Here is a 10,619-nt window from a genome sequence, read left to right as displayed (position 1 = left end):
GCGGTCGCCGGAGTGGTCGAGGTGGTGGTGGTGTCAGCCATTGGTGTCTCCCTTCGAGGACCCGCCGGGACTCGTTCCCAGCGGTTGCTGTTCACGGATGAGACGGGCTGACACCGAGATTCGTCACACGGGTCCGGTGGGATTCAGCGCTCCTTCAGGGAAAGCGCCAGAACGCCGGTTCTCCGTGTACCCCGACGGCGGAGGGTCAGCCGGTGCCGCCGATACCGGCCCCGGTGTTGCGCGACGCAGCGTCCCGCACGGAGCGCACGTACGCCATGGGCGACAGTCCGCACTCCTGTCGGAAGAGCTGCTGCAACCGGCGGGGACGCACCCCCGCAGCGTCCGCGATCTCGTCGACGGTCAGGTCGCCGTCGGCGTGCTCGACGATGTGCGCGACGGCACGTCGGACCCGCCAGGACGTCCGGCCGGAGTCGGGTCGCGCGGCCCGTGAGCCGCGCAGGGTCGCCGCGGGGTCCTCACCGAAGCGCTCCCGGTAGGCCGCGGCGAAACGGCCGGGGTTGGTGAAGCCCCATCGTCGGGCGACCGGTGTCACGCCCTCGTCGCCGGCGGCGCGCAGCAGTTCACGACGGACGCAGTCGAGCCGGTGGTCGCGCATGAACCGGTTCGGTGTGGTGCCGAGCGTCCGCGCGAAGACGTCCTGCAGGCCGCGCTGGCTCAGTCCGCACGCGGCCGCGATCTCGGGGACGGACGGTCGGTCCTGTGCGTGTGCCTCGATGTGGCGGACCGCGTCGCGCAGCCGGTTCGCGACCGGGACGTCCTGGCCCCGGTTGCGGATCGGGAAGGTGTCGAGGACGACCACCGCGAGCCGCCGGTTCAGGGCCGTGCGCATCGGACCGACCACGCGGTCGTCGAGCAGCGCCGGCGCGAGGTCCTGCACCAGGCGGCGGAGCGGCTCGCGCCGGGCGATCGCCTCGTCCTGCTGGTCGAACAGCAGGGGGCCGTCCGGCAGGCGGTAGCCGAGCTCCGCGCCGACCGACCGGAGGAACGGGTCCGACACGTGCAGGCCGTTGTAGACGGTGTCGGCGGACTCGAACCGGTACGCCTCGGACGCCGAGGCGATGTAGGGGCTCCCCGGTTCGATCACCCGCGTCCGGTCCGCGAAGTGCATCTCGAGGCGTCCGCGGGTGAGCCAGAACACGACGTGGTCGTTGCGCGGGCCGATAACGCCACCGCGCCGTCCACCCTCGGCGCGCATGGTGCGGAGCGTGACGTCGTCGTCGCCGACGATCGTGTACTCGTACCGGGTGCCCTCGGCGACGTAGGTCTCGGTACCGAGGTCGCGGCCGTTGTACTCGGCCGAGAAGATCCGGCCGTAGTCGGTGCCGTCGCTCTCGGTGAACCGCAGGCGGCGGTAACCGTTCGTCGACGAGGTGCTCACCCGCGCATCATGCCAGCACTGTCCGGGATGCGCGCTTCCGCGTCCCGGGTGGGCGCTGCCGGACGGGAGGCCCGTGGCGGCCGCGACACGCGCCTCCCGTCCGGTGGGTACCGGCTCGATCCGCGCCACGGCGGGGATCCGTCGGCGCGCGCCGACCCTCGCCCGCAGCGACGAGCGATCCCGCCCCTCAATGACGAATTCTCAGACAACTCTGCGCCTCCCGAGGGATCGACGAGCACGAAATACCCCAGGGGGGTACCCTGTTGGGGGGGATGGAGGTCAGGATGCCAGCAGCACCGCACGCACACGTCGGGTACATCGAGGACAAGGACGACCTGCTCAAGCGGCTGCGCCGCGCGGAGGGGCAGGTCCGCGGGATCGCGCGCATGGTCGAGGACGAGACGTACTGCATCGACGTGCTGACCCAGATCTCCGCGGCGAACCGGGCGCTCGAACGGGTCGCCCTGTCGTTGCTCGAGGACCACCTGCGCCACTGCGTCGCCGAGGCCGTGGCCGAGGGCGGCGACGCCGCCGACGCGAAGGTCCGCGAGGCGAGCGACGCCATCGCCCGACTCGTCCGTTCCTGACCCCACCGCACCACACACCGAGGAGGACCCATGACCACCGAGACCGTCGCCGTGACCGGGATGACCTGCGAGCACTGCGTGGCGAGCGTGACCGAGGAGGTCTCCGAGCTCGCCGGCGTGACCGACGTCACCGTGGACCTCGTGCCCGGCGGGTCGTCGTCCGTCACCGTCACGTCCGACCACCGGATCGACGACCAGGCCCTCCGCGGCGCGATCGCGGAGGCGGGGTACGAGGTCGTGTCCCGGTGAGCGAGGGCGTCGTCGAGCTCGACATCACGGGGATGACCTGCGCCTCGTGCGCGAACCGCGTCGAGCGGAAGCTCGGCAAGCTGCCGGGCGTCTCCGCGACCGTGAACTACGCGACCGAGCAGGCGCAGGTGTCGGTGACCGACCCGGACACGGTCGACACCGCGGCGCTCGTCGCGGCGGTCGAGGCCGCCGGGTACGGGGCGACCGTCCACGTGCGGCAGCCGACTCCGGGCTCTGCCGACGACGTCGACGACGCCACCGGTCCCGACGCCGCGACCGCGCCCCTGCGGCAGCGGCTCGTCGTCTCCGCCGTCCTGGCGCTGCCCGTGGTCCTGCTCTCGATGGTGCCGGTCCTGCAGTTCCCGAACTGGCAGTGGGCTGCCCTGGCACTGGCGGCACCGGTCGCCGTCTGGGGAGCGCTGCCGTTCCACCGTGCCGCGTGGGTGAACGCCCGACACGGCGCCGCGACCATGGACACCCTGGTCAGCCTCGGCGTCGTCGCCGCGTTCGGCTGGTCGCTGTACGCACTGTTCCTCGGCGACGCCGGTGCCCCCGGCATGCACATGACCTTCTCGTGGTTCGCCACGGACCCCGAGGCGAGCGACCTCTACCTCGAGGTGGCCGCGGCCGTGACGGTCTTCATCCTGGCCGGCCGGTACATGGAGGCCCGGGCGAAGCAGCGGTCCGGGGCGGCGCTGCGCGCGCTGCTCGAGCTCGGCGCGAAGGACGCGTCGGTGCTCCGCGACGGGCCGTCCGGTCCCGTCGAGACCCGTGTGTCCGCCGCGTCGCTCGTCGTCGGTGACGTCGTCGTCGTCCGACCGGGGGAGCGGATCCCGAGCGACGGCATCGTGCGCGAGGGCTCGTCAGCCGTCGACCTCAGCATGCTCACCGGTGAGTCGGTCCCGGTCGAGGTGCGACCCGGCGACCGTGTGACCGGCGCGACCATCGACGTCGGTGGTCGGCTCGTGGTCGAGGTCACCGCCGTCGGTGCCGACACCGAGCTCGCCCGGATGGGACGCCTCGTCGAGGACGCCCAGACCGGCAAGGCCGCGGTGCAGCGACTCGCCGACCGGGTCTCCGCCGTGTTCGTACCCGTCGTGATCGGCCTCGCCGTGGTCGCGTTCGTCGGGTGGCTCGTCGCCGGCGGGTCCCTGACCGCTGCCGTCACCGCCGCGGTCGCGACGCTCGTCATCGCCTGCCCGTGCGCCCTCGGGCTCGCGACGCCCACCGCGCTGCTCGTCGGCACGGGTCGTGGCTCGCAGCTCGGCATCCTGATCGGCGGCCCCCAGGCGCTCGAACGCACCCGCGCCGTGGACACGATCGTGCTCGACAAGACCGGCACCGTGACGACCGGGGAGATGCGCCTGACGGCGGTCCTGCCGGTCGACGGCGCACCGGACGCCGACGGATCGCTGCTCGCGGTGGCGGCGGCGGTCGAGGACGGTTCCGAGCACCCGGTGGCGCGTGCGGTCGTCCGGGCCGCGCGGGACCGCGCACTCGACGTCCCGGTCGCGGAGCAGTTCGCTGCGACGCCGGGCGCGGGCGTGCAGGCCGTGGTCGACGGCGAGGTGGTCGTCGTCGGCACCGCCCGGTGGCTGGCGGAGGCCTGGGCACTGCCGGTGGACGAGGCGCTGGCCGCGCGGGTCGCCGCTGCCGAGTCGGACGGCGGGACCGCGGTCCTCGTCGGCCGGGGCGGCTCGGTGCTCGGCGCCGTCGTCGTCGGCGACACGGTGAAGCCCGAGGCGCCGGAGGCCGTCCGGCGGTTCGTCGCGCTCGGCCTGCGCCCGGTGCTGCTCACCGGGGACAACGAGGGCGCCGCGCGCGCCGTCGCGGCGCGCGTCGGCATCGACGAGGTGCACGCCCGTGCGACCCCGGCCTCGAAGCTCGAGACCGTCCGGCGACTGCAGGCCGAGGGGCGGACGGTCGCGATGGTCGGCGACGGGGTCAACGACGCGGCGGCGCTCGCGGCGGCGGACCTCGGCATCGCGATGGGGGCCGGCACCGACGCGGCGATCGCCGCGAGCGACATCACCGTCGTGAGCGGTCGGCTCACCGTCGTGGCGGACGCGGTCCGGCTGTCCCGGGCGACGCTCCGCACGATCCGCGGCAACCTGTTCTGGGCCTTCGCCTACAACGTCGCGGCGATCCCGCTCGCGATGGCGGGCCTGCTGAACCCGGTGCTCGCGGGTGCGGCGATGGCGTTCTCGTCCGTCTTCGTGGTGACGAACAGTCTGCGCCTGCGTCGCTTCCGGGCCCTCGGCTGACGCCCGACGAGTGTCCCCGCGCCCTTCCGGGGGCGCGGGGACAGCCGATCACGGTGGTCCGTCGGTCATCTGCGTCGCTGGTGCCTCCGCACCGCGAACCCGGTGAGGACGATCCCGACGAAGAGAGCGGCCCCCAGGGCGAGCTTCCCGAGCCAGGAGTCGGAGCTGGCGAGTACGGACCCGACGCCCACGAGGACGAGACTGACGGCGACGGCGAACGGGACGCTCGAGGCAACCCCGCAGACTGCGCGCTTGCTCATCAGGCGCAGCGCGGCTTGACCTTGCCGCCAGCGAACGGGTAGACCCGGAGAGCCTTGCCGCCGCTGCACCGCACTCCTCCGTTCGAGGTGATCGCAACGGTCGCGGCGGTCAGGATCGCGCCGGCGACGACGCAGAACGTTCCCGCACTGATGGCGCAGAGTCCGGCACCGAGCCCGAATGCTGCTCCGCTGATGATCAGGTTCTGGTCGGTGCTGTTGAACGCCACGTACGTGCCCCTGCTGTCCCGACCGGCGCTCAGACGCGATGTCGGACCCTCCTGGACGAGATCGAAGGTCATTCCCTGCCCGAGGTCCAGGGTCGTGCGGATGCTCCCGTCGTCGTCGACCGTCTGCCGCTCGACGTAGCCGCCAGCTCGGGCTTCTTCGATCGCATCGTCGATCTGAGCGGGTGTGAAGTGCTGCAACGCGTCGGCGCTGGCAGCAGCGCCCTGCGCGCCCGCGGTGGTGTCTGCGGCGTTGGCTGCAGGGGCAGCGATCAGCCCTGCGGCGACGAGTGCGACGCTGGTCGCGCTGATGGCGAGCGACGTCCTGACCTTCGACATGCGATTCCTTCCTCTGGGGTCCGAGAGCTGAGTGCTCCCCGGACTCCTGACCGTAGGGGTCGGAACGTCGATTCTGAAGTGTGAAATCTCAGTACGACGAGTTGTTACGCCGCTTCGCCCCACCGAGCTGTGCGCAACCGCACTGCTGCGGCACTACGCTCGGACGTGGTCCGCGACGCAGCGCTGCGGTGACCCGCGGTCCAGTACGTCCAGAAGGTACCCAGGAGGACCGAAGTGACCGAATCCGCTCCCGTCGACCCCACATCGACCGACGGCTGGAAGAAGCTCGCCGGCATCGCCGACGGATTCACCCCCGACCTGCGCGGTTGGTTCGACAGCGACCCCGGTCGCGCCGAGCGCTACACGTTCCAGGCCGCCGACCTGACCGTCGACCTGTCGAAGGGCCTCGTCGACGACGAGATCCTCGCCGCCCTGCTCCAGGTCGCGAAGGACACCGGCGTCGCCGAGCGCTTCGAGGCGATGCTCGCCGGCGAGCACATCAACGTGACCGAGGACCGCGCCGTCCTGCACACGGCGCTCCGCCGTCCGCGGGGCATCGAGCCGGCGCTCGTGGTCGACGGCCAGGACGTCGACGCCGACGTGCACGCCACGCTCGACAAGGTCTACGCCTTCGCCGAGCAGGTGCGCGACGGCTCGTGGACCGGTGTCACCGGCAAGCGCATCGAGACCGTCGTCAACATCGGCATCGGCGGCTCCGACCTCGGCCCGGTCATGGTCTACGAGGCGCTCAAGCCGTACGTGCAGGAGGGCCTCGAGGCGCGCTTCGTCTCGAACATCGACCCCGCCGACATCTACGAGAAGACCGTCGACCTCGACCCGGAGACCACGCTCTTCATCGTCGCGTCGAAGACCTTCGGCACGCTCGAGACCCTGACCAACGCCCGTCTCGCCCGCCAGTGGCTGTGGGAGCGCCTCGGCCTGACCGACGCGTCGGACGACGAGAAGTCGAACGCCGTCGCCAAGCACTTCGTCGCCGTCTCGACCGCGCTCGACAAGGTCGCCGCGTTCGGCATCGACCCCGAGAACGCCTTCGGCTTCTGGGACTGGGTGGGCGGCCGCTACTCGGTCGACTCGGCCATCGGCACCTCGGTCGTCATCGCGATCGGCAAGGAGAACTGGGAGCAGTTCCTCGCCGGGTTCCACGCCGTCGACGAGCACGTCCGCACCACGCCGCTCGAGCAGAACGTCCCCGTCCTCATGGGTCTGCTCAACGTCTGGTACACGAACTTCCTCGGTGCGCAGAGCCACGCGGTCCTGCCGTACACGCAGTACCTGCACCGCTTCGCCGCGTACCTGCAGCAGCTCACGATGGAGTCGAACGGCAAGCGCGTCCGCTGGGACGGCTCGCCCGTCACGACGGACACCGGCGAGGTCTTCTGGGGCGAGCCGGGCACCAACGGCCAGCACGCGTTCTACCAGCTCATCCACCAGGGCACCCGCCTGATCCCGGCGGACTTCATCACCGTCGCGAAGCCGGCGCGTCCGCTCAAGGACGAGTCGGGCGACGGCAAGGCCGTGCAGCCGGGCCAGGACGTCCACGCGCTGTTCCTGGCGAACTTCTTCGCGCAGACCAAGGCGCTCGCGTTCGGCAAGACCGCCGACGAGGTCCGCGCCGAGGGCACCACCGACGAGGGCATCGTCGCGGCCCGCACCTTCACGGGCAACAAGCCGTCGACGTCGATCCTCGCGCCGGAGCTCACCCCGAGCGTGCTCGGTCAGCTCATCGCCCTCTACGAGCACATCGTGTTCACCGAGGGCACCATCTGGGGCATCGACTCGTTCGACCAGTGGGGTGTCGAGCTCGGCAAGCAGCTCGCGCTGCAGATCGCCCCGGCGGTCGACGGCGACCAGGACGCGCTCGCGTCGCAGGACTCCTCGACGAAGGCGCTCATCGCCAAGTACCTGGAGCTGCGCGGCGAGTAGCCCACGCACCTGACGACGGACGGGAGGCGCGGTGCCAGCTGGCACCGCGCCTCCCGTCCGGTGCGTGGTCGCGCTTGCCGCGGGGCGGCCTCGGCCCCGAGACTCGGCCCCGCGGACACCTTCGCGGCTCGAGGGCCGCGAACACGTCCGCCTGCGCGAGACTCGGCGGGCGTGCGACCAGCCGGCGTCAGCGCGCGAGCGGGTCGAGGTTGAGGGTCGTCCCCTCGTACAGGTACTGGTCGTCGCCGAACACCTGCACGTCGGCGTTCAACCAGACGAGCGCCTTCACGCTGATGCCGAAGCGTGCCGCGACGTCGCCGATCAGGTCGTCCGGCGCGACCGTGTAGGAGCGCGGCGCACCGGACGCCGTCGTCGCCGTGACCGGACCGGAGGCGTTCGACCGTGCTCCGCCGTCGACCGGGTGCACGTTCGTCTGCCGCTCGGGCACCGACCAGCGCACCGGCGCGACCGCGAGCACCTTGCCGGCCGCGATCTCGATGGGCAGGTCGGCCTGGCCGGGGTCGGCCGCCGAGGACACCACGAGCGTCACGAGCCCCGACGGGTCGACACCCGAGCCGTCGAGCGGCACGTCCTTCGCGACCGGCGCGGAGGTCGGACCGCCGAGCACGGTGTCGCCCACGCCGGCGTAGGTCAGTCCGTCGCCCACCGTCCGCTCGCGTTCGAAGAACCCGGCCCCGATCGGGACGGGCAGCGACGAGGTCACGCCGCTGAACTGTGCGGTGAAGGTGTCGTCGCCGTCCGCCACGACGCGGTAGTGGAAGTGGATGCTGCCCTTCGGTGAGGCGACGTCGCCCTCGGTCAGCACCGTCCCGGCCGGGATCGGGGTGAGCACGGGGTCGGGGACGGCAGCCTCGGACGCGACCGGGCTGGGCGCGCGCGGGGTCGCCGAGGCCTCGAGCCGGGCGGCGTCCGGGTCCTCGGTCGCCGTCGGCGACGGGGTGGACGTCCGGCTCGCCGTCGGCGGGGCCGAGGGCGCCGGGAGCGCTCCGTCGGACCCGCCGAGCAGCGAGCAACCGGACAGCGCGACGGCGACGACCACAGCGGTGGCACCGGTCGCAACGGTTCGGTTCATGATTCCCCCTCGGTTCGAGATGCTACCGGCGGACCCGGCGCGGCAGGGAGCGGCGGCGAGCGGATGTGTCGAGGGACGTAGCTGTCGGCGCGAGCGGCTACCGTCGAGGCATGGACCGCCACGACATCCTCGCCGCCGCAGCCGCCGCCCACGCCGCTCGCATCGCCGAGGCGGGCGGTGACGACACGGCCGCCCGGCAGCGTGCCGCCGCCGTCGAGGGGCGCGAGCACGGGACGGACGATGCTTCGGCCGACGCCGTCCGCGCGGTCCAGCGCCGGCGTGCAGGAGAGGTCGAGCGGGCCGCTGAGCGCACCGAGGGCGCCCTCTCCGACTGGCACCGGATGGGCACCCGTCGCGGGGTCACACCGGACGAGCAGCTCCGGAGCGCCTGGACGGTCACCGGGGTCCCGGAGTCCGGCGCCGCACGCGCACTGGCGAACGTCCTGCTGTCCACCGCCGGGCACGCGGGTCGGGTGGCGGACGCGGCTCGGCGCAACCCGGCGCTCGGCGGGGCCGCGAGTGCAGCGGCCCGACGGACCGTCCGCCGCTACACCGACCACGGGGCCGGCATGGCCTCACTCGGCGACGTGCTCGGCGACGGTCCGGCCGACTCCGACTGAGCAGCACCGGCCTCCGCCGACCGGTCGGAGGATCGGCCGGCCGCACGGGTGAGCGGTCCGGTCGACGGGACACGGAACGGGACACGATCGCCGCGCGCACCGTCGCGAGGTCCCCCGACGAAGGAGCCACGCAATGGTCGACACCGCGCCGACAGCACCGAAGGTCGCTCTCCCCCCGGTGGGGGAGGGCCCCCACCGCCGCCGTCTCGGTGTCCTGGCCCTCGTCGCGACCCTCGGCGGCCTCCTCTTCGGCTACGACACCGGTGTGATCAACGGGGCGCTGCTCCCGATGCAGCAGGAGCTCGGCCTGACGGACCTGACCGTGGGCGTCGTCACGAGCTCGCTGCTCTTCGGCGCTGCGGTCGGTGCGGTGCTCGGCGGTCGGATCGCGGACGGCTGGGGACGTCGGAGGACGATCGTCCTGCTCGCCGTGGCCTTCTTCGTCGGCACGCTGACCTGCGTCCTCGCCCCGACGTTCGGGGTCATGGTCGTCGGCCGGGTCCTGCTCGGGCTCGCGGTCGGTGGGGCGTCGACCGTCGTGCCCGTCTTCCTCGCCGAGCTCGCACCGTACGAGATCCGTGGATCGCTGTCGGGCCGCAACGAGCTCATGATCGTGATCGGCCAGCTCGCCGCCTTCGTGGTGAACGCCGTCATCGGCACCCTCTGGGGCGAGGGCGACGGCGTCTGGCGCGTCATGCTCGCCGTCTGCGCCCTGCCTGCGGTGGCGCTCTTCGTCGGCATGCTGCGCGTGCCGGAGTCGCCGCGGTGGCTCGCGTCGAAGGGCCGGTACGGGGAGGCCCGTGCGGTGCTCGTGCAGGTCCGCTCCGAGGAGCGCGCCACGGCCGAACTCGAGGAGATCGAGCGCGCGAACGAGCGCGAGGCGGAGGCCCGGCACGGCGGCGGGTGGCGCACGCTGCTCGGCAGCGGGTGGCTGGTCCGGACCGTGCTCGTCGGGTCCGGCATCGGTGTCGCGCAGCAGCTCACCGGCATCAACTCGATCATGTACTACGGGCAGACCGTCCTGGTCGAGTCCGGCTTCCAGGAGTCGGCGGCCCTCATCGCGAACATCGCTCCCGGGGTCATCGCGGTGGTCGGCGGGGTGGTCGCCCTCGCCAACATGGAGCGCATCGACCGCCGCACGACGCTCGTCATCGGGTACTCGCTGACGACGGTGTGCCACTTCCTGATCGGCATCGCGTCGATGACCCTGGTCGAGGGCAACCCCGCTCGACCCTGGGTGATCCTGGTCCTCGTCGTCGCGTTCGTCGGCTCGATGCAGGCGTTCCTCAACATCGCGACGTGGGTGATCCTGTCGGAGATCTTCCCCACGCAGATCCGCGCGCTCGGCATGGGGATCGCCGTCTTCTGCCTCTGGACCGCGAACGCGTTCCTCGGGCTGACCTTCCCCACGATCGTCGCGGCGACCGGCATCACCGGCACCTTCTTCGGGTTCGCCGCGGTGGGCGTCCTGGCCCTGCTCTTCATCCGGAGGTTCGTGCCCGAGAGCCGGGGCCGCACCCTGGAGGAGGTCGAGCAGGGGCTCCCCTCCGGTGCCGTCTCCGCCGTCGCCGCGGAGCAGGCGCAGCGGTAGCTCGCGCTGCCACGCGGACCGACGCCGGGGGACGCCTGCTCGACCGGGG

10 protein-coding genes are annotated in these 10,619 nt (G+C 72.4%); 6 read left to right on the top strand and 4 right to left on the bottom strand.

Going from position 1 to position 10,619, the window contains the following annotated elements; all coding sequences use genetic code 11:
* Window positions 1-205: 205 nt before the first annotated feature.
* On the bottom strand, window positions 206-1,399 hold the full coding sequence (locus M3677_RS18420) for an AraC family transcriptional regulator (protein WP_066656061.1): 1,194 nt from the start codon (window positions 1,397-1,399) through the stop codon (window positions 206-208).
* 284 nt (window positions 1,400-1,683) lie between these two features.
* Between M3677_RS18420 and M3677_RS09920 the strand changes: the two genes are divergently transcribed.
* From M3677_RS09920 to M3677_RS09910, 3 genes are read left to right on the top strand one after another with little or no spacing between them, the layout of a single operon-like run.
* Window positions 1,684-1,986 carry a metal-sensitive transcriptional regulator gene (locus tag M3677_RS09920; protein WP_066656058.1) on the top strand — a complete coding sequence of 101 codons (303 nt, stop codon included), beginning with the start codon at window positions 1,684-1,686 and terminating at the stop codon, window positions 1,984-1,986.
* 30 nt (window positions 1,987-2,016) lie between these two features.
* Window positions 2,017-2,235, top strand: a complete 219-nt coding sequence (locus M3677_RS09915) for a heavy-metal-associated domain-containing protein (RefSeq protein WP_066656057.1) — start codon at window positions 2,017-2,019, stop codon at window positions 2,233-2,235.
* Entirely contained in the window at window positions 2,232-4,499 is a 2,268-nt protein-coding gene (locus M3677_RS09910) for a cation-translocating P-type ATPase (RefSeq protein WP_066656056.1), read from the top strand. The genes M3677_RS09915 and M3677_RS09910 overlap by 4 nt, the downstream gene beginning before the upstream one ends.
* Window positions 4,500-4,564: 65 nt before the next feature.
* On the opposite strand, the gene M3677_RS09905 is transcribed toward M3677_RS09910, so the two are convergent.
* Both M3677_RS09905 and M3677_RS09900 read right to left on the bottom strand, forming a co-directional pair.
* Window positions 4,565-4,759 carry a hypothetical protein gene (locus tag M3677_RS09905; RefSeq protein ID WP_251154424.1) on the bottom strand — a complete coding sequence of 65 codons (195 nt, stop codon included), beginning with the start codon at window positions 4,757-4,759 and terminating at the stop codon, window positions 4,565-4,567.
* Window positions 4,759-5,322 carry a hypothetical protein gene (locus M3677_RS09900; RefSeq protein WP_251154425.1) on the bottom strand — a complete coding sequence of 188 codons (564 nt, stop codon included), beginning with the start codon at window positions 5,320-5,322 and terminating at the stop codon, window positions 4,759-4,761. Before M3677_RS09900 ends, M3677_RS09905 begins: the two co-directional genes overlap by 1 nt.
* 234 nt (window positions 5,323-5,556) lie before the next feature.
* Here M3677_RS09900 and pgi point away from each other — a divergent pair, with 234 nt between their 5' ends.
* On the top strand, window positions 5,557-7,266 hold the full coding sequence (pgi, locus tag M3677_RS09895; RefSeq protein WP_066656051.1) for a glucose-6-phosphate isomerase: 1,710 nt from the start codon (window positions 5,557-5,559) through the stop codon (window positions 7,264-7,266).
* A 187-nt stretch (window positions 7,267-7,453) separates the two neighbouring features.
* On the opposite strand, the gene M3677_RS09890 is transcribed toward pgi, so the two are convergent.
* Window positions 7,454-8,359, bottom strand: a complete 906-nt coding sequence (locus tag M3677_RS09890; protein WP_251160433.1) for a LysM domain-containing protein — start codon at window positions 8,357-8,359, stop codon at window positions 7,454-7,456.
* Window positions 8,360-8,469: 110 nt separating this feature from the next.
* Between M3677_RS09890 and M3677_RS09885 the strand changes: the two genes are divergently transcribed.
* Entirely contained in the window at window positions 8,470-8,979 is a 510-nt protein-coding gene (locus tag M3677_RS09885) for a hypothetical protein (RefSeq protein WP_066656042.1), read from the top strand.
* A 133-nt stretch (window positions 8,980-9,112) separates the two neighbouring features.
* On the top strand, window positions 9,113-10,570 hold the full coding sequence (locus M3677_RS09880; RefSeq protein WP_251160432.1) for a sugar porter family MFS transporter: 1,458 nt from the start codon (window positions 9,113-9,115) through the stop codon (window positions 10,568-10,570).
* Window positions 10,571-10,619 lie beyond the last annotated feature (49 nt).

This window comes from Curtobacterium sp. P97 (assembly GCF_023712445.1).
In the GTDB taxonomy this organism is placed as follows: domain Bacteria; phylum Actinomycetota; class Actinomycetes; order Actinomycetales; family Microbacteriaceae; genus Curtobacterium.
This window is presented reverse-complemented; position numbering and strand designations above follow the sequence as displayed.